The sequence below is a fragment of the Streptomyces sp. SAI-135 genome, assembly GCF_029893805.1.
Lineage (GTDB): Bacteria > Actinomycetota > Actinomycetes > Streptomycetales > Streptomycetaceae > Streptomyces.
Genome location: NZ_JARXYP010000002.1, coordinates 1,059,019 through 1,076,625 on the forward strand (window position 1 = coordinate 1,059,019; position 17,607 = coordinate 1,076,625).

General features: G+C 72.0%; 17 protein-coding genes. 10 read left to right on the top strand and 7 right to left on the bottom strand.

The window, feature by feature from the left end; all coding sequences use genetic code 11:
- Positions 1-164: 164 nt before the first annotated feature.
- Complete coding sequence (locus M2163_RS09205; protein WP_280853290.1) at positions 165-605, top strand: SPW repeat protein; 441 nt, start codon at positions 165-167, stop codon at positions 603-605.
- A gap of 67 nt (positions 606-672) precedes the next feature.
- Here the strand turns inward: M2163_RS09205 and M2163_RS09210 are convergent, their stop codons facing one another.
- Positions 673-1,398 carry a phosphotransferase gene (locus tag M2163_RS09210; protein ID WP_280893696.1) on the bottom strand — a complete coding sequence of 242 codons (726 nt, stop codon included), beginning with the start codon at positions 1,396-1,398 and terminating at the stop codon, positions 673-675.
- A 43-nt stretch (positions 1,399-1,441) separates the two neighbouring features.
- On the opposite strand from M2163_RS09210, the gene M2163_RS09215 reads away from it, so the two are divergent.
- From M2163_RS09215 to M2163_RS09225, 3 genes are all read left to right on the top strand, one after another.
- On the top strand, positions 1,442-1,993 hold the full coding sequence (locus M2163_RS09215) for a GNAT family N-acetyltransferase (RefSeq protein ID WP_280893697.1): 552 nt from the start codon (positions 1,442-1,444) through the stop codon (positions 1,991-1,993).
- A gap of 43 nt (positions 1,994-2,036) precedes the next feature.
- Positions 2,037-2,582 (top strand): hypothetical protein, encoded by a 546-nt coding sequence (locus M2163_RS09220; RefSeq protein WP_280853287.1) that lies wholly within the window; start codon positions 2,037-2,039, stop codon positions 2,580-2,582.
- A 91-nt stretch (positions 2,583-2,673) separates the two neighbouring features.
- Entirely contained in the window at positions 2,674-3,555 is an 882-nt protein-coding gene (locus M2163_RS09225) for a GNAT family N-acetyltransferase (protein ID WP_280893698.1), read from the top strand.
- Here the strand turns inward: M2163_RS09225 and M2163_RS09230 are convergent, their stop codons facing one another.
- Together M2163_RS09230 and M2163_RS09235 are read right to left on the bottom strand one after the other, a co-directional pair.
- The gene (locus M2163_RS09230) at positions 3,556-3,726 is read right to left on the bottom strand and encodes a hypothetical protein (protein WP_280893699.1); all 171 of its coding nucleotides are present in this window, start codon (positions 3,724-3,726) and stop codon (positions 3,556-3,558) included.
- A gap of 87 nt (positions 3,727-3,813) precedes the next feature.
- On the bottom strand, positions 3,814-4,590 hold the full coding sequence (locus M2163_RS09235; protein WP_280853284.1) for a GNAT family N-acetyltransferase: 777 nt from the start codon (positions 4,588-4,590) through the stop codon (positions 3,814-3,816).
- 160 nt (positions 4,591-4,750) lie between these two features.
- Here M2163_RS09235 and M2163_RS09240 point away from each other — a divergent pair, with 160 nt between their 5' ends.
- From M2163_RS09240 to M2163_RS09255, 4 genes are all read left to right on the top strand, one after another.
- Positions 4,751-5,230: a nucleoside deaminase gene (locus M2163_RS09240; RefSeq protein ID WP_280893700.1), complete on the top strand. Its 480-nt coding sequence runs from the start codon at positions 4,751-4,753 to the stop codon at positions 5,228-5,230.
- 134 nt (positions 5,231-5,364) lie between these two features.
- Positions 5,365-9,651 (top strand): aminotransferase class I/II-fold pyridoxal phosphate-dependent enzyme, encoded by a 4,287-nt coding sequence (locus M2163_RS09245; RefSeq protein ID WP_280897237.1) that lies wholly within the window; start codon positions 5,365-5,367, stop codon positions 9,649-9,651.
- 19 nt (positions 9,652-9,670) lie between these two features.
- On the top strand, positions 9,671-10,408 hold the full coding sequence (locus M2163_RS09250; RefSeq protein WP_280893701.1) for a class I SAM-dependent methyltransferase: 738 nt from the start codon (positions 9,671-9,673) through the stop codon (positions 10,406-10,408).
- A gap of 124 nt (positions 10,409-10,532) precedes the next feature.
- Entirely contained in the window at positions 10,533-12,119 is a 1,587-nt protein-coding gene (locus M2163_RS09255; RefSeq protein ID WP_280853281.1) for an alpha/beta hydrolase, read from the top strand.
- Between the two features lie 14 nt (positions 12,120-12,133).
- Here M2163_RS09255 and M2163_RS09260 read toward each other — a convergent pair whose 3' ends face one another.
- A complete protein-coding gene (locus tag M2163_RS09260; RefSeq protein WP_280853280.1) occupies positions 12,134-12,562 on the bottom strand; it encodes a MarR family winged helix-turn-helix transcriptional regulator in 429 nt (142 codons plus the stop codon).
- A 67-nt stretch (positions 12,563-12,629) separates the two neighbouring features.
- Here M2163_RS09260 and M2163_RS09265 point away from each other — a divergent pair, with 67 nt between their 5' ends.
- Positions 12,630-13,058, top strand: coding sequence for a PaaI family thioesterase (locus M2163_RS09265; RefSeq protein ID WP_280853279.1), 429 nt, complete (start codon positions 12,630-12,632; stop codon positions 13,056-13,058).
- Positions 13,059-13,062: 4 nt separating this feature from the next.
- Here M2163_RS09265 and M2163_RS09270 read toward each other — a convergent pair whose 3' ends face one another.
- A complete protein-coding gene (locus M2163_RS09270) occupies positions 13,063-14,316 on the bottom strand; it encodes an arginine deiminase (RefSeq protein WP_280893702.1) in 1,254 nt (417 codons plus the stop codon).
- Positions 14,317-14,337: 21 nt separating this feature from the next.
- Positions 14,338-15,750, bottom strand: a complete 1,413-nt coding sequence (locus M2163_RS09275) for a basic amino acid/polyamine antiporter (protein ID WP_280893703.1) — start codon at positions 15,748-15,750, stop codon at positions 14,338-14,340.
- 89 nt (positions 15,751-15,839) lie between these two features.
- Between M2163_RS09275 and M2163_RS09280 the strand changes: the two genes are divergently transcribed.
- A complete protein-coding gene (locus tag M2163_RS09280; RefSeq protein WP_280853276.1) occupies positions 15,840-16,937 on the top strand; it encodes a chemotaxis protein in 1,098 nt (365 codons plus the stop codon).
- Between the two features lie 34 nt (positions 16,938-16,971).
- Here the strand turns inward: M2163_RS09280 and M2163_RS09285 are convergent, their stop codons facing one another.
- Positions 16,972-17,385: an SsgA family sporulation/cell division regulator gene (locus tag M2163_RS09285; protein ID WP_280853275.1), complete on the bottom strand. Its 414-nt coding sequence runs from the start codon at positions 17,383-17,385 to the stop codon at positions 16,972-16,974.
- Between the last annotated feature and the right edge of the window lie 222 nt (positions 17,386-17,607).

The following is a 17,607-nucleotide window of genomic DNA, read 5'->3' on the forward strand; positions in this document are numbered from 1 at the left end:
GGGCCGCGGCTCACCGTCCGCCCCTCGGAGGGAGTCGGCGCTCTCCGGGGGGCGGGCCCGGTCACCTCTACACATAAAGGAAAAATAAGCGCAGACTGAAAACAGGCGGCGCCCACCGCACACCGCACCACGCGGTCAGGCCAGTCAGTCGAAGGAGACGCATCATGGCCAACGTCTCGCACCCCAGAGGTGACATCACCAGCCACCCCGACGCTCCGGAAATGCGGGAACGCTACGCCCGCATGCTCGGCGGTCGTGATGTGGCGCTCGTGGACGGACCGGTGTTCCTCCTCGGTCTGTACTGCGCGGTGTCCCCCTGGATACTCCACTACACGACGAGCCAGCCCGCCCTCGTGACCCACAACCTCATCGTGGGCATAGCGATCGGCCTGCTGGCCCTCGGGTTCACCCAGACCCCCGAGCGCATGTACGGCCTCAGCTGGGCGTTCTGCGCGGTCGGCATCTGGATGATCATCGCTCCCTGGGTCGTGGGCGACAGCCCCGACGCCGGTGTGGCGCTGAACAACATCATCATCGGCGCCCTCGCGGTGATCCTCGGGCTGATGTGCACCATGACGGCGGCGAGGAGCGCCCCCAGGCCGTAGGGCTTCCCCGGACCAGGAGAGGCGGGCCGGTCCACCGGACGTGGACCGGCCCGCCTGCGTGGCGCCGTCACGTCAGGAAGGCCCCGAGTTCGCGCAGGTGCCCAGCGACCCACCGCTCCGCGGCCCGCACCTCGTCCACGACCCCCCGCTCGCGCAGCCCGATCATGGCCCGCTCGCCCCGCAGCGCACCCGCCTCGATCCCCCGCCGGCACCGGTCCTGCCACCACAGCACGGTGTCCAGCAACCCGTCCCGCCGGTCGAGGCCGTAGGCATCGCAGATCAGCCGGATACGGCGAGCGGTCGACCCCACGTCCGTGACGCCCGGCCCGAGGTCGAGGTACTGCCAGCACACGTGGGCGATGTCGTGCATCCGCTCACCGGGAGCGGCCAGGTCCCAGTCGATGAACGCGGTGGGCCGCCACGCGGTGTACACGGTGTTCTTCGGCGCCAGGTCGTTGTGGCAGACGACGTCGCGGTCCCCGGCGAGCGCTGTCCCGTGGGTCAGGTCGTGGAACTCGCGGACGAGCCGGGCGACCTCCACCAGGGCCTCGTCGGTGCGGGCCGCGGCACGCTCGCGCGGGGTCACGGCGGCCTGCCCCCCGACATGAGCGAAGATCTCCCGGCCGAGTTCGTCGACGCCGAGGTACCGCGGCGCGCCCCGCCAGCCCGCGCTCTCGAACAGGGCGAGCAACTCCCTTACGAAGCCCGGCCGTTCGGACGGCGGACGCCGCACGGTCTCCCCGATCCGGACGACCTCGTTGACCGCCCCGCCGTCGAGCACCGACTCCTCCATCCCACCCCTCCGTCCGGCCCCTTCCGCGGGGCAGGATCGGCTCATGGACACGAACCGAACCGTCATCCTCGTCCCCCCGGTGCGCCTCGAAGGCTACGGCGTCGCGCTGCGCGAGTGGGCGGACGCCGACCTCGCCGACCTGGTCGCGCTCTACGACGACCCCGAGATGGCCCGGTGGACCCCGGTGGCCTCGCCGTTCGGCCTGGACGCGGCGCGCGCCTACCTCGCCGGGGCGCGGGAGGGGCAGGCCGAGGGGCACCGGGTCCAGCTCGCCGTCACCACCGACGGGACCGTGCCCCGGGGTGAGGTGCTGCTGTTCCGCAGCGGTCCGGACGAACAGGACGTGGAGCTCGCCTACGGTGTCGGCGCCGCCCACCGGGGGCAGCGGCTGGCCGGGCGGGCGGTGCGGCTGGCCGCCGAGTACGCCGTCCGGGAGATCCGGCCGCGCCGGGTGGTGCTGCGCATCGACGCGGCCAACGCGGCGAGCGAGGCGGTCGCCCGCTCGTGCGGCTTCGAGCTCACCGACGAACCGCCGGTCAGCAGGGTGTCCCGAGGCCGGGAGGCCGTCCTGCGCACATGGCGGCTGCGCGCCTGAAACCCCGTGGCCCGCCGGGGACTCGGCGTGCCATTCTCGCCGCATGGATCACGCGGAGGCACTGCTCGTCGGGGGACGCGCCGGGGTCGGCAAGACGACCGTGGGCTGGGAGGTCTCGGCGCGGCTGCGGGCCGCCGGAGTCGCCCACGCCGTCATCGACGGGGACTTCATGGGGCAGGTGCATCCGGCACCGGAGGGCGATCCCCACCGGAGCGCCATCGGCGAACGGAACCTGACCGCCGTGTGGGGCAACTACGCCGCACTCGGCTACCGGCGCCTCGTCTACGTGAACACCGTGTGCGTGCTGGAGGAGGCGACGGGCATGTTCCGGCGGGCCATGGGGGACGGCGTCCGGATCGTGCGGGTCCTGCTCACCGCGACCGACGACACCGCCGAGCGGCGGCTGACCGGGCGGGAGCTCGGATCCGAGCTGGAACAGGAGCTGCGGGGCAGCGCCCGCAAGGCACGGCTGCTGGACGAGCGTGCGCCCGCCGGCACACTGCGCGTGGTGACCGACGACCGCACGGTGAGCGACATCGCGGCCGAGGTGACGGCCGCCACCGGGTGGGTCCCGGCGCGGCTCGGCTGACGTTCCGTGCCGTCGGCAAATCCCGTTGCGGACGCCCTCGCCCGACGGCAGGCTGCAAGCGCCCGCACACCCTCCCCCGACGGAGCATCGCTTGTCCTTCGACATCACCCCGCTCGCCGATCCCCGCCCCGGCGCCTCCAGCCGCCGTCTGGCCTGGCTGGCCTCCGGCGACGACGGGGTCCCCCTCGGGTCCGCCTTCCTGAGGCTGTTCACCAAGGAGGGGCAGGAGCACCTCGCCGAGCTGCAGCTCGCGGTGCACGGCGCCGAGCGTCGGCAGGGCGTCGGTACCCGGCTCCTGGAGGCCGCCGTGGACGCGGCGCGGACGGAGCGGCGGCGGTCGGTGATCGCGCAGGCCGTACAGGGCTCCCCCGCCGATCTGTTCCTGGCCGCACGCGGCTTCCGCCAGGTCCTGGCGCTCACCTACGCCCGGCTCTCGCTGACCGACATCGATCGTGCCGCCGTCGACGCGCTCGTCGAAGTGCCCCACCCCGGCTACCGGTTGACCGAGTGGGAGGGCACGGTGCCGGACCCCCTGGCGCGTTCGTTCGCCGAGTCCCGACGCGCGATGGACGACATGCCGATGGAGGACACGGACTTCGGCACGGTCGTCTGGGACGTGGACCGGGTGGTCGCGGCCGCGGAGGCCGTCGCGCGGCGCGGCGAGCTGCTGCACACCGTCGCCGTCCTGGACGCGACGGACGGTGGCGTGGTCGGCTTCTCCGAACTCGTCGTGCCCGGCGACGGGCTGGGCGACGGCCAGCACTACGGCACCGCCGTGCTCCCCGAACACCGCGGGCGCGGGCTGGCCCGCTGGATGAAGGCCGCGGCCGTCCGCCGCGCCCTGGAACGGCATCCCGCGCTGTCCGGGCTGCGCACCGACACCGCGGAGAGCAACAAGCCGATGCTCGCCGTCAACGACTCCCTCGGATACCTGCCGACGCACAGGGCCGTGGAGTACCAGCTCGACCTGTGATCACCGGGTGGCGGCCCGCAGTGCCGAGCGGGAGCCGGGCTGGACCACGTGCCCGTCGAGCCGCGACGGTCTGGCCGTCATCGGCTTCGGCACCCCAAACTCGTGGGCCACGCCCAGCAGATGGGCGCGGAAGCCGAGCGGTTCACCGTCCAGTACGCCTGCCCGCCGCATCGGTCAGCGTGTCGTCATGCCGGTGCGACGGGCCGGGCAGGGCCGGATGTGACATCCGGGCCGGTGATCTTGTCGAGCCGCCCGGCCCTACGGCTGGTACACGTGCGGCTGCGTGATCGTCAGCGGCTCGAACCCGAGGCGTTCCAGGATCGGGCGGCTGGTGGCCATCGCGTCGACCTGGAGGTAGCGGTAGCCCCGCTCCACGGCGGCGCGGGCGCGGTGGGCGACCAGGGCGCGGTAGATGCCGCGGCCGCGCCAGCCCTCGACGGTGCCGCCGCCCCACAGGCCGGCGAAGCGGGTGCCGGGCACGAGCTCCATACGGGCCGCGCTGACCGGCACGTCGCCCGCGAGCGCGACGACCGCGACCACGGTGTCGGGGTCGTCCTGCAACCGGGCGAGCAACTGGTGCCGCAGCCGGGAGCTGTCGGTGCCGAAGGCCTTCTCGTGCACGTCCGCCACGAGGCCGACGCCGGCCCGGTCGGTGACCGGGAGGAAGCGGATCCCCGCGGGCGGCTCGACGTCCAGGGTGAGGTCGGCGGCCTCGGCGATCATCAGCGTCTCCTCGGGCTCGGCGGTGAAGCCCGCCGCTCTCAGCCGCTGTCCGAGGTCGATGGGCAGGTCGTGGCCGTACAGCTTCCACTCGAACTCGCGGCCGAGCCCGGTGTAGTGGGCGATCTGCCGGGCGATCGCCTCGTCGGCGCTCGATGCGTCCAGGTCGGACCAGACGACGCCGTTCCAGCCGTGCTCGTCGGCGACCTGCCGGACCACGCGGCCGACCCGCTCCACGCGCGCGCCGGGGCCGTCGGGCTGTGCGCCTTCGCGCATGTCCCGGTCGAAGAGAGCGAGTACCGCTGCATGATCCATGTGCTCACTCCATCACCCGGACGTCTTCGCGGCAATGGCGTTTACGGCCGACCGGCCACCGCGACCGCGGTCGACAGGGGCCCCGGCGGGACGTACCGGAGCCCCCACGAGGCTGCCGCGCTCGTTTCCGCCCGGGCGGCGATGATCCTAGGCTCGGGGCATGGTCGTGAAGGAAACCGAACTGCCGTATCTGCGCCGCTGCGTCGAGCTGGCCGCCGAGGCGCTGGAGGCCGGGGACGAGCCCTTCGGCTCGGTCCTGGTGAGCGCCGACGGCGAGATCCTCGCCGAGGACCACAACCGCGTGGCCTCCGGCGACCGCACCCGCCACCCCGAGTTCGAACTGGCCCGCTGGTCGGCGGCGCACCTGACGCCCGCGGAGCGGGCCGCGGCCACCGTGTACACCTCCGGCGAGCACTGCCCGATGTGCGCCGCCGCGCACGCCTGGGTGGGCCTCGGACGCATCGTGTACGTGGCCTCGTCCGAGCAACTGGCCCAGTGGCTGAACCAATTGGGCGTGCCGGCGCCGCCGGTGCGGACCCTGCCGGTCCACGAGGTCGCCCCCGGTGTGGTCGTGGAGGGCCCGGTGCCCGAGTTCACGGAGCGTGTACGGCACTTGCACCACCGGTTCCACGGGCGCTGACCGCCGATCTCCGGGATGCGGCACCCCACCCCCGTGCCTACGATCGGAAATGATCCCGGGACCAGGTGGAAGGCCCGGTCTCCTCCAGCGGCCAGAGGGGGAGGCGGATGCCCGTGCAGTCGGCACGTCGGCCGATGGCCGCCCACGTCCTCCTGGCCGCCGTCGCCACTCTGCTCTACATGACGTTCCCGGCCGCGCGCACACCGGTCTGGGCGGTCATCGGACTCGCCGGCGCCGGCGCCGTGCTCCTCGGCGTCCGGCTGCACCGGCCCGCCCACCGCTGGCCCTGGTGGGTGCTGGCCGCCGGCCTGCTCACCTTCGTCGCCGGCGACACGTACTACAACGTCCTGGAGGAGTACTTCGCCGCCTCCAACCCCTTCCCCTCCCCCGCCGACGCCGGCTACCTCGCCACCTACCCGCTGTTCGCGGCCGGTCTGTACGGGCTCATCCGCTACCGCTGGGCGGGCCACGACCTGCCCAGCCTGCTCGACGCGCTGATCGTCACCGCGGGCCTCGCCCTGCCGGTGTGGGTGTACCTGGTGCAGCCGCTCGCCGAGGTCGAGGGCCTGACCTGGCAGCAGCGGGCCATCAGCATCGCCTACCCGCTCGGTGACGTGCTGGTCCTCGCCCTGCTGGCCCGGCTGCTGACCCCGAGCCCGGTCGACGGGCGCAACCGGTCGGTGCAGCTGCTGGTGATCGGCACCCTGACGCTGCTCGGCTTCGACATCGCCTACGGCATCCTCCAGCTCAACTCGATGTGGCAGGCCGGCACCCTGCTGGACTCCGGGTGGATCGTCTTCTACACGGCCTGGGGCCTCGCCGCCCTGCACCCCTCGATGGCGGAGCTCACCGCCGTCGTACCGCAGAAGCGGTCCCCGCTCCCGCCACCGCACCGGCTCGTGATGCTCGCCGCGGTCACCTCCATCGCCCCGGGGATCCTGCTGTACGAGGCGGTCACCCACAACGCCCGCCACACGACGGTGATCGCCGCCTTCTCGGCCGTGCTGTTCCTGCTGGTCATCCTGCGGCTGGCGGGCATGGTCGTGGCCCACCGCGGCGCCGTGGCCCGCGAACTGGCCCTGCGCCGGGCGGCCGGATCCCTGGTGTCCGCGGTCAGACAGCAGGACGTCGTGCGGTCCTGCGAGGCGGCCGTGGGCATGCTGCTCGGGCCTGCGGTCCGTCACCGGACGCTGCTGCTGTCGGCCGAGGAGGCCGCGCCCCTGCTTCCGCGCGAGGCGCGTCTGGTGGCCCCCGCCGACCTCGGCCCGGCCGTCGCGGCCCGGCTGGAGGGACTGCCCGCCGTCCAGGTGTGCCCCATGACCTCGCCCGACCGCCCGGCCACCCAGGACCCCGGCGTCCTGCTGGTCGCCGGCCCCCGCGGACCGCTCACCGAGACGCGAGGCTCACTGGAGATCCTCGCCTCCCACGCCGGGCTCGCCATGGAACGGGTGCTGCTGCGCCAGGAGGTCGTCCGCCGGGAGAGCGAGGCCTACTTCCGCACCCTGGTGCGCAACACCTCGGACGTGATCCTGATCGTCGAGGACGACGACACCGTCCGGTACGCCAGTCCCTCCGCCGCCGCCGTCTTCGGCACCGCGGACCTCCTCGGCACCTCGCTGCCGGACCTGGTCGATCCCCGCGACCGGCAGCGGGCGTCCCGTGAACTCGCCGCCGTCCGCGAACACGGGCCGCGCGTCACCCACGACCACTGGTGGGTGCGGCACCGGTCCGGGCGGGTGGAGGTGGAGGTGCGGTGCAGCGACTTCCGGGACGAGCGGACCGTGGCCGGTCTGGTGGTCACCCTGCGCGACGTGACCGAGCAGCGCAGGCTGGAGCACGAGCTGACCCAGCGCGCCTTCCACGACTCGCTGACCGGCCTGCCCAACCGGACGCTGCTCCAGGAGCGCATCGAGCGCGCCCTGCTGCGCGGCCGCCGCGAATCATCCCTGACCTGTCTGCTCTTCATCGACCTGGACGACTTCAAGCAGGTCAACGACACCATGGGGCACTCGGCGGGCGATCACCTGCTGATCGCCGTCGGCAACCGGCTGACCCGGACCCTCCGCCGCACCGACACCGCGGCCCGGCTCGGCGGCGACGAGTTCGCCGTACTGATGGAGGACGCCCGGGAGCCGCTCGACGCCGAGCTGCTGGCGGCGCAGGTGGTGCAGACCCTCACCCGGCCCTTCGTGCTCGGTGACGAGTCGGTCACCGTCTCGGCGAGCGTGGGCGTGGCCACGGCCCGCGACAGCACCGACGCCGAGGAACTGCTCGGTCACGCCGATCTCGCGTTGTACGCGGCCAAGGCGGCGGGCAAACGGCAGTGGCGGCGCTTCAGGCCGATGCTGCACGCCCGCATGGTCGAGCGGCACGATCTGCAGAGCCGGCTGGCCCGGGCGGTCGCCGCGCAGGAGTTCGCCCTGCGCTACCAGCCCGTCGTGGACATCGAAGCGGGCGAGGTGGTCGGCTTCGAGGCACTCGTGCGCTGGCCGCGGGCTCCGCACCGGCCCGTCTCCCCGGAGCAGTTCATCTCCCTCGCCGAGGAGACCGGGCACATCGCGCCGCTGGGCTCGTGGGTGCTGGAGAACGCCGTCGGCGACATCACGGGCCTGCAACGGCTGCCGGGGCCGGTGACTCCGCCGTACGTCAGTGTGAACGTGTCCGCGCGCCAGTTCCGCGACGCCGGTTTCGTGGACCAGGTCGGCAAGGCATTGCGCACCCCCGGGCTCGCGCCCGGTTCGCTCCAGCTGGAGCTGACGGAGACGGTGCTGCTGCGCCGGGACGCCCAGATCCAGGCGGTGCTCCAGGCCCTCAAGGAGCTGGGGGTGCACATCGCGGTCGACGACTTCGGCACGGGGTTCTCCTCGCTGCGCTACCTGCGGGACTTCCCCATCGACGTACTGAAGATCGACAAGTCGTTCATCGACGACATCACGCACGACGCCCGGCAGGTCGCCCTCGTCGAGGGCATCGTCCGCATCGCCGACACGCTGGGCTTGCAGGTGATCGCCGAGGGCATCGAGGATCCGGCGCAGCGGGACATGCTGGCCGCGATGGGGTGCCGGTTCGGGCAGGGGTTCCTGTTCGCGCGGCCCATGACGGTCGAGCAGAGCGAGCGGGTGCTGCGGCAGGACGGCGGACGCTTCACCCCGGGTTCCGGCGGGACGAACGGGCGCCCGGCCCGCCGGTCCGCGCCCTCGGCCGTCGCCGAGCGCCGCTCGGCGGACCTCGACCGTCTGCGGCGCACCAGTCCGATGAGCGACGCGGTCATCGACGAGGTGCGCGGCCGCCGTATCCGCAGCGGCGGCCGCTGGCTCACCGACTTCGCCTCCTGCAACTACCTCGGTTTCGACTGGGACCCGGAGATCGCCGCCCGCATCGGTCCCGCGGTACGCCGGTGGGGCACCCACCCGAGCTGGTCACGGCTGCTGGGCAGTCCGCGGCTGTATCCCGCGCTGGAGGAACGCCTCGCCGCGCTGCTGGGCGCCCCCGACACCCTGCTGCTGCCCACGCTGACCCTCATCCACGCCTCGGTGATCCCGGTCCTCGCCGACGGCGGTCACGTCTTCGTCGAGGCGAGCGCGCACCGCACGGTGTACGACGGCTGCGTGGTCGCCCGCGGCCAGGGCGCCACCCTGCACCGCTTCCACGCCGAACGGCCCGAGGAACTGGACGCGCTGCTCTCCTCGGTGCCCGCGCGCACCACCCGCCTGGTGTGCATGGACGGCGTGAACAGCATGTCCGGCAACCTTCCCGACCTGCCCGTGCTGGCCGCCCTGTGCCGGGACCGGGGCGCGACGCTGTACGTCGACGACGCGCACGGCTTCGGGGTGATCGGGGAACGCGCGCCGGGCGAACCCTGTCCGTACGGCCTGCGCGGCAACGGCGTGGTGCGGCACTGCGGTGAGTCGTACGACGGGATCGTGCTGACCGGCGGTTTCTCCAAGGCGTACTCGTCGCTGCTCGCGTTCCTCGCGCTGCCCACCGACCTGAAGGACCGTCTCAAGACGGCCGCGTCCCCCTATCTGTACTCCGGTCCCTCGCCCACGGCGTCGCTGGCCACCGCGCTGGCCGGCCTCGAGGTCAACGACCGCCGGGGGGACGCGCTGCGGGCCGGCCTGTACCGCAAGACCACGCGGGTGCTCGACCATCTCGCGGACCTCGGCGTGAGCACCCTCAACGACGACCGGCTGCCGATCGTGGAGATCCCGCTGGCCGACCCGGCCGACCTCGACGCGGTCGCCGCGTTCCTGTGGGACGAGGGCATCTACGTGACGCTCGCCGCCCATCCGCTGGTGGCCCGTGACCGGGTCGGTTTCCGGGCCCAGATCACGGCGCTCCACTCCGACGAGGACATCGAGCGGCTCAACGCGACGATGACCGCGCTGGCAGGACGCTTCCGGCTGCGGCCGCGGAACTGAGGAGGTGGTCACGGTGGTGATGACGCACAACGACGACGTGGACTGGGACCGTTGGCCGGTCGCCGACTATCTCGCCGAGAACTACCGGGAGTTGCACCCCGCGGACGCCGAAGTGATCGCCCACCACTCCGCGTTCTACCGGCGCCTGGCTCCCGGCGCGGTGGCCCGCTCGGTGGAGTTCGGAGCCGGGCCCAACCTCTATCCGCTGATCCTGGCGTCCGCGGCGAGCCGTCATGTGGACGCCGTCGAGGCCGGCGCGGGCAACGTGGCCTATCTGCACCGGCAGATCGTGTGCGGGCCGGACGCGAGCTGGCTGCCGTTCCACGCGCTGTGCCGACACCTCAACCCCGACCTGCCGAGGACCCTCGCGGGGTCCCTGGCCCATGTGCACGTCGTCCACGCGGACGTGCGGGACCTGGAGCCGGGCGGCTACGGCCTGGCGTCCATGCACTTCGTCGCCGAGGGGGCCACGGAGGACCGCGCCGAGTTCGCCGACTTCTGCCGGGCGTTCGCCCGCTGTGTGGTGCCGGGCGGTCATCTGGTGGCCGCGTTCATGGAGAACATGCCGACCTACCGCATCGGGCCGACCTCGCGCTGGCCGGGCTGCCCCGTGTCCCCGCAGACCGTCACGGAGGTGTTCGCCCCGCTCACCCGCGAATTGTCCGTCACCCGTGTCGACACCGACCCGACCCTGCCGGACTACGGGGACTCCGGGATGGTGCTCCTCACGGGGGTGACGGCGGACGGGCCGGGATGAGCCGGAGACCGTCACCCTCCGCGCAGGGTAAGGCACGTTGTGCGATCACGCTCGTCCGGAGGCGGGCCGTGGAAGGGACGCCTATCGTGATCGAGGGCGCCGATGGGCGTCCTTGGAGGCATGGATGTTCGCCAAGGTGACGAGGCGACGATGCGCCGTGTCCGGAGCCCTCGGACTGGCGCTGCTGGGCGCCGGACTGCCGGCCGTGGCCGCGGACGGCTCCGGACCTGATCTGTCGCGGTTCTACGGCCAGAAAATCCGGTGGTCGAAGTGCGTGGGCATGGAGACGCCGAAGGACCTGCAATGCGGAAAGGTCACCGTTCCCCTCGACTACGCGAAGCCGCATGCGGGCACCCTCGACCTGGCACTCGCCCGCTACCGGTCCACGGCCCGGCACAAGCGCGGTTCGGTGCTGATCAACTTCGGCGGGCCGGGCGGAGCGGGCGTGCCCTCGCTCGCCGCCGGCGGGGACGACTTCATGGGGCTCACGGACGAGTACGACGTGGTGTCGTTCGACCCGCGCGGCGTGGGCCGGTCCTCCCCGGTCAGCTGCGGCGCCGGCACCGACGAGGCACTGGCGGCCACCGACGACGAGACGGCCATTGCCCAGAACCCCCGGGCCGTGCTCGGCAGGTTGCGGGACGCGGCCGCCCAGTGCGCCAAGCACTCCGGGCCCGTGCTCCGGCACATCGGCACGGTGAACGTCGCCCACGACCTGGACGTCATACGCCAGGCGCTCGGCGACAGGAAGCTCAACTACCTCGGGTTCTCCTACGGAAGCCGGCTCGGAGCGGTGTACGCGGCCCGGTTCCCGAAGAAGGTGGGCCGGCTGGTGCTGGACGGGGTGGACACCCTCACCGAGCCGCTGTCCGAGCAGGGCGTGGCGGGCGCGGCCGGGCAGCAGACGGCGCTGGAGGACTTCGTCGACTGGTGCGTGAAGGACATCGCCTGCCCCTTGGGCACCGACGCGCGCAGCGCCCGGGAGCAGGTCCTGCGGCTCGTGGCGTCGCTGGACGAGGACCCGGTGCCGACGGATTTCGGCCCCGCCTTCACCGGACAGGACCTCGTGGGCGCGATCAGCCAGGCCCTGTACAGCGAGGACATGTGGCCCTCGCTGGAACGGGCGCTGGCCGAGCTCGTGGAGGACGGCGACACGACGGGCGTCCTGACCTTCGCGGGCGGCGGCTCCGGCTTCCTCACCCGCGCGCGGCCACCCACCGACGACCCGACGGACACCCCCCTGTCCGACGTGGAGGACGTGCCGCTCGACAATCTTCCGGCGGCGCTGATGGCGGTCAACTGCGCGGACGATCCCGACCGCCCCGGCGCCGACCGAATCGCCAGGGACCTGACCCGGCTGCGCGCCGCCTACGAACAGGCGTCCCCGGTCTTCGGCCGCTACCGGCTCACCGAGTACCTCATGTGCTACGGCCGTCCGAAGGGCACCGACTTCATCCGCGAGCAGGTGCGCGACGTCCGCACCCCGAAGATCCTGCTCGTCGGCACCCGCGGTGACCCGGCGACGCCGTACCGCTGGACCGTGGAGACCGCCGAGCGGCTCGGCGACTCGGCCGTGGTCCTCGACAACAAGGGCGAGGGCCACACCGGTTACGGCTCCTCCAAGTGCGTGCACCGCAAGGTCGACGACTTCCTGCTGTACGGCAATCTGCCGCCGGACGGCAGCTCCTGCGGGGCCGAAGACGACGACTGAGCCGCGCTCCAGCTCTAGGACTCCCAGTGGGCGAGCCGGTGCAGGGCCGTCGCCGTGCCGGTGAAGCCGTCGTCGCCCAGCACCTCGCGCAGTTCGGCGTTGAAGCGGTCGATCTCCGGCTGGGCGGCCCGCAGGGCGTCGGCTCCTGAGGCGGTCAACTCCAGGACGACGGCCCGGTGTTCACGCGGGTGCGTGCTCCTGGCGACGAGGCCCGCGGCGGTGAGCCGTCCGACCAGCCCGGTCACCGCCGACTCGCGCAGCCCGAGCGTACGGGCGAGCCGCTGCTGGGTGATCCCCGGCTCGTCGTGGACGGCGAACAGCGCGCCGAGCTGGGCCGTGGTGACCCCCGCGGCGGCCAGGCAGCGCCGGTCGGCGGTGGTGCGCAGCCGGTGGGCGGCGCGCTGGAGCAGGAAGTAGAGGCGCGGGTCGCCGGGCTCGGGCATGGGCCGATGTTGACAGACGGGAGGGGTGGGCGCCAGTCTCACTTCACTAATGAAGTGAGGTGGGGAGATGACTCGGACCCTGGACCTGGAGCTCGCCCGCGAGGTGCTCGCGGCCCAGCCCTTCAGCACCCTGGTCGGCGCCCGGTTGACCGACTTCGGGGAGGGCGGGGCGACACTCGAGTTCGACATCCGCGGTGACCTGCTCCAGCAGCACGGCAGCGTGCACGGCGGGGTGCTCGGCTACGCGGCGGACAACGCGCTGACCTTCGCGGCGGGTTCGACGGCCGGCCCGGCGGTGACCACCGCCGGTTTCTCCATCGACTTCCTGCGGCCGGCCCGCGGGGAACTGCTGCGGGCCCGCGCCCGGGTGGTACGGGCCGGCCGCACCCGGGTGGTGTGCCGCTGCGACCTCGCCACCGTGGACGCCGACGGCGTCGAGACCCTGTGCGCGGTCGCCCAGGGCTCGATCGCCGTACTCGAACAGCGCACGGAGTGAGCCGTCAGAACTCCACGGGGTCCCGCACGATCGGGCAGGTCATGCAGTGCCCGCCGCCCCGGCCCCGGCCCAGTTCGGCGCCGACGATGGTGACGACCTCGATGCCGGCCTTGCGCAGCAGGGTGTTGGTCTGGGTGTTGCGGTCGTAGGTGAAGACCACACCGGGCTCCAGGGCGACGGCGTTGTTGCCGCTGTCCCACTGCTGGCGTTCGGAGGCGTAGACGTCCCCGCCGGTCTCGACCACCCGCAGCTCCGGCAGCCCGAGGGCCTTGGCGACGACGTCCACGAAGGCCGCCGAGCCCTCGTCGACGATCTCGATGCCGGGTGCCCGGTCGGAGGGCCTGAGCGAGAAGGTGTGGACGGCCTCCATGATGGCCGGGTACAGCGTCACGAGGTCGCGGTCGGCGAAGGTGAAGACGGTGTCCAGGTGCATCGCCGAGCGCAGCCTGGGCATCCCCGCGACGACGACGTGCTCGGCGGCACCGTTCTCGAACAGGGCGGCGGCCACCTGGGTGATCGCCTGCCGGGAGGTGCGTTCACTCATGCCCATCAGGACGACGCCGTTGCCCACCGGCATGATGTCCCCGCCCTCGAACGTGGCCTGTCCCCAGTCCCGTTCGGGATCGCCCCACCACACGGTGGCGCCCGCGTAGTCGGGGTGGAAGGTGTAGACGGCCTTCATCAGCAGCGTCTCGTCGTGCCGGGCCGGCCAGTACAGCGGGTTGAGGGTGAGGCCGCCGTAGAGCCAGCAGGTGGTGTCCCGGGTGTAGAGGGTGTTGGGCAGCGGCGGCATCAGGTACTCGCGCACGCCGGTGGACTCGCGGGCCAGGGCGATGTGGCCGGAGCGGTACTCCTCGGGCAGGTCGGTGGTGGCCAGACCGCCGATCAGGTAGCGGGCCAGCCGGTCGGGTTCGAGGGTCTCCAGATAGGCGCGGGTGGGGTCGATGAGGCCGATGCCGACCTCGTTGGCCACGATCTTGCGGTCCAGGAGCCAGTCCCTGGCCCCCGGGACCGCCATCGTCTGCGCGAGCAGATCGTGCAGCTCGACGACGTCCACGTCCCGTTCCCGCAGCTTGTTGACGAAGTCGGCGTGGTCGCGCTGGGCGTTCTCCACCCACATGACGTCGTCGAAGAGCAGGTCGTCGGAGTTGGTGGGGGTGAGTCTGCGGTGGGCGAGCCCCGGCGCGCAGACCAGCACCTTGCGCAGCCTGCCGACCTCGGAGTGGACGCCGTATGCGGTACTGGTCACGAGGTGCACCTTTCCGGGGACGTGCGAGGGTCAGAGGCTGATCCAGCCCAGCCACAGGGCGACGACGCCGAGGACGGCGCCGGCGACGGAGACCGCGAGGATGACGAGCTCGCGCACCGAGAACAGGCGCCTGCCCTGCTCCTTGCGGGCCATCACGAACAGCGCGGTGGCGGGGGCGTAGACGATGAAGGAGACGAGGACGAACTTGAGGCCGGCGGCGTAGATGAGGAACGCGGTGTAGAGGGTGGCGAGGACGGCGACCACCAGTTCGCCCCGCACCCCGATCCGCACCGCGAAGGCGGCCGCCAGCAGGAAGGGGATCAGGGTCAGCGCGCTGGTGAGATCCAGGGCGAAGTTGAAGGCGTCGTCCGAGAACAGGGTGACGACGAGGAAGAGCTGGCTGAGCAGGGTGGTCAGCACCAGCGCGGGCACCGGGACGTCGGCCGGCGTCGAGCGTTTCAGGAACCGCGGCATGTCGTCGTCCTTGGCCGCCACGAACAGCACTTCGGCGGCCATCAGCGTCCAGGCGAGATAGGCGCCGAGCACGGAGACGATCAGGCCGACGCTCACGAAGACCTTGCCCCAGGTGCCGACCGCGGACTCCAGGACGCCGGCCATGGAGGGCTGGCGCAGCTCGGCGATCTCACTCATCGGCATGAGGCCGTACGACACGATGGTCACCGAGGCGAAGATCGCGAAGACACTCAGGAAACCGAGGACGGTGGCCCTTCCGACGTCCTCGCGGCGGCGGGCGTGCCGGGAGTAGACGCTGGCACCCTCGACTCCCAGGAACACGAAGACCGTTGCCAGCATGGTGCCTTTGACCTGCTGGAACAGCGAGCCCGCGTAGTCGGCGCCGGCGAAGTTGTCGGCGAAGACGGACGGCTTGAGGTAGAAGAGCGCGAGGAGCACGAAGACCAGGATCGGCACGACCTTCGCGACCGTGACGATCCGGTTGATGGCCGCCGCCTCCTTCACACCTCTGCCGATGAGCGCGAAGAACAGCCACAAACCGGCCGAGGAGAGCACCACCGCGAGCACGGTGTCGCCCTCGCCGAGGGCGGGCGCGAGGGTGCCGATCGTCGACATGATCAGCACCCAGTACGTCACGTTGCCGACGCAGGCGCTCGCCCAGTAGCCGAACGCCGAGAAGAAGCCGAGGTATTCGCCGAAGCCCGCCTTGGCGTAGGCGTACACGCCGGCATCGAGGTCGGGGCGGCGGACGGCGAGGTTCTGGAAGACGAAGGCCAGCATCAGCATTCCGGTGCCGGCGACCGCCCACGCGATGAGCGCCCCGGCCACACCGGTCTCCTGGGCGAACCGGCGGGGCAGCGAGAAGACCCCGGCGCCGACCATGGAGCCGACGACCATGGTGGTCAGCGTCGGGAGGCTCAGCTTCGCGGTGGTGGCGGGGTCCTGCGTCTCAGTGTCGTTCTTTGACATGGGATCATCACGTTAACAATGAAATGCCCTGCATGACCGATCAAGTTGCCCCAAATGCCTGATCTGCCGATCGGTTCTATGGTGCTGTTATGGAGCACGCACTCAGCCCCGCGACCCTCTCCGAACTGCGCCGTCCGCGCGCCTATCCGGCGGTGTCCGTGCTGACGCCGACCCACCGCCGTGAACCGGACAACGCCCAGGACCCGGTCCGGCTGCGCAATGTGGTGGCCGAGGCCAAGAAGCAGCTGGAGGCCGACCCGGCGGTCCCCCGGGAGCGGCGCATCGACGTCGCCCGTCAGCTCGACCAGGCCCTCACCGAGATCGATCTGGCGCACACCGAGGACGGACTGGTGATCTTCGCCGCGCCGGGCGAGCACCAGGTGTGGTCCCTGGCCCGTGCCGTGCCCGAGCGCGTGGTGCTCTCGGACACCTTCCTGACCCGCAACCTCGTCTCCGCACAGGCCTCCGAGCGGCCGTTCTGGGTGCTGTCGGTCTCCGCCGACCGCGCCACCCTGTGGAACGGCGGCGTGGACCGGGTCACCGAGCACCGCGCCGGCGGCTTCCCGCTGACCAGGACCCGGGAGAACTTCGACGCCGAACGCCTGGAACGGATCGGCGACATGCCGAGCACCTTCCGGGACGAGGACACCCGGCACTTCCTCCGGGACGTGGACGCCGCGACGGCGCAACTGCTGCGCGCGGACCCGCGCCCGCTGTACGTCACCGGCGAGACCACGGCGCTGTCCGCGCTGGACGACGTCGGCAGCGTCACCAAGGACGCGGTGCACGTCCGGCACGGCGGTCTCGCGCACGGCACCCCGGACGCGGTGTGGCAGGCGGTCGGACCGCTGGTGGCCGCGGAGGCACGCAGGAGTGCCGACGCGGTGACCCGCGAGCTCGAGTCGGCGCGCGGGCGGCGGGCGTTCGCGGCCGGTGTCGACGAGATCTGGCAGAACGCGCGGCAGGGCCGGGTGGGGCTGCTGGCCGTCGAGGAGAACTACCGGGTGACGGTCCGCGACCAGGACGGCGACCACCTGGTCCCAGCCGAGAGCGGCGACCTCGACGCCCGCGAGGACATCGTGGACGAGATCGTCGAGCAGTGCCTGGAGACCGGCGCCGACGTCCGCTTCGTGCCGGACGGCACGCTGGGCGGCGCCGACGGGATCGCCGGGGTGCTGCGGTACTGATCGGGGACGGCGCCCACGGGACGGCGTGCACCGGTCAGACGTTCCCGAAGAGGGCGCTGAGCCCCTGCTCGACGGCCGCGTCGAGGTCTTCGAGCCCGGCGCCGACCACCGCGTAGGTCCGCAGCAGGAAATCCCGCAGGACGGCCGTCGGGAACTGGAGGAGCGCCAGGCCGTACGGCGAGTGGAACTCCACGACCGTGGTGTCCCGGCCGCACGGCCAGATGTGCACGTCCCCGCCGCCGGACGGCCCGCGCAACCCCTCCTCCAGCAGGGAACGGGCGAAGGTCCAGGTGGCCCCCCGCCCGTCCAGGCAGACCTCGGGCGGGAAGTCCACGCACACCGCCAGCGGATCGGCGGAGCCGTAGCGCAGGGTCGCGGGGACGGACAGGTGCTCGTTCTCCGCGGTGATCAGCCGGGCGCTGGCGGGCTGCTCGAAGGTCGTGTCCATGTTCTTAGGAGCTCGCAGACCCATTTTGCATTACACCTGAGCCTGGACTAATTCATGTGACCTGTGTCACACGACTGAAGTCAGGCTCGGCGCGCGTATGCCAGACTCCTTAGAACACAGGGTCGTCGAACACATAAATGAACACTTGGCCGACACCCCACCGGACCATCAAGTCACGTACGCCACCTACGACTTGATGCACCGAAAGACGTAGACGACACA

Excerpts from the sequence above, each read along its gene's own strand:
- M2163_RS09280 (WP_280853276.1), top strand. The coding sequence starts at position 15,840 with ATGGAGCACGCACTCAGCCCCGCGACCCTCTCCGAACTGCGCCGTCCG.
- M2163_RS09285 (WP_280853275.1), bottom strand. The coding sequence starts at position 17,385 with ATGGACACGACCTTCGAGCAGCCCGCCAGCGCCCGGCTGATCACCGCG.
- M2163_RS09245 (WP_280897237.1), top strand. The coding sequence starts at position 5,365 with ATGGCCGCCCACGTCCTCCTGGCCGCCGTCGCCACTCTGCTCTACATG.
- M2163_RS09205 (WP_280853290.1), top strand. The coding sequence starts at position 165 with ATGGCCAACGTCTCGCACCCCAGAGGTGACATCACCAGCCACCCCGAC.
- M2163_RS09275 (WP_280893703.1), bottom strand. The coding sequence starts at position 15,750 with ATGTCAAAGAACGACACTGAGACGCAGGACCCCGCCACCACCGCGAAG.
- M2163_RS09215 (WP_280893697.1), top strand. The coding sequence starts at position 1,442 with ATGGACACGAACCGAACCGTCATCCTCGTCCCCCCGGTGCGCCTCGAA.
- M2163_RS09260 (WP_280853280.1), bottom strand. The coding sequence starts at position 12,562 with ATGCCCGAGCCCGGCGACCCGCGCCTCTACTTCCTGCTCCAGCGCGCC.
- M2163_RS09250 (WP_280893701.1), top strand. The coding sequence starts at position 9,671 with ATGACGCACAACGACGACGTGGACTGGGACCGTTGGCCGGTCGCCGAC.
- M2163_RS09255 (WP_280853281.1), top strand. The coding sequence starts at position 10,533 with ATGTTCGCCAAGGTGACGAGGCGACGATGCGCCGTGTCCGGAGCCCTC.
- M2163_RS09240 (WP_280893700.1), top strand. The coding sequence starts at position 4,751 with ATGGTCGTGAAGGAAACCGAACTGCCGTATCTGCGCCGCTGCGTCGAG.
- M2163_RS09230 (WP_280893699.1), bottom strand. The coding sequence starts at position 3,726 with ATGCGGCGGGCAGGCGTACTGGACGGTGAACCGCTCGGCTTCCGCGCC.
- M2163_RS09265 (WP_280853279.1), top strand. The coding sequence starts at position 12,630 with ATGACTCGGACCCTGGACCTGGAGCTCGCCCGCGAGGTGCTCGCGGCC.
- M2163_RS09235 (WP_280853284.1), bottom strand. The coding sequence starts at position 4,590 with ATGGATCATGCAGCGGTACTCGCTCTCTTCGACCGGGACATGCGCGAA.
- M2163_RS09210 (WP_280893696.1), bottom strand. The coding sequence starts at position 1,398 with ATGGAGGAGTCGGTGCTCGACGGCGGGGCGGTCAACGAGGTCGTCCGG.
- M2163_RS09220 (WP_280853287.1), top strand. The coding sequence starts at position 2,037 with ATGGATCACGCGGAGGCACTGCTCGTCGGGGGACGCGCCGGGGTCGGC.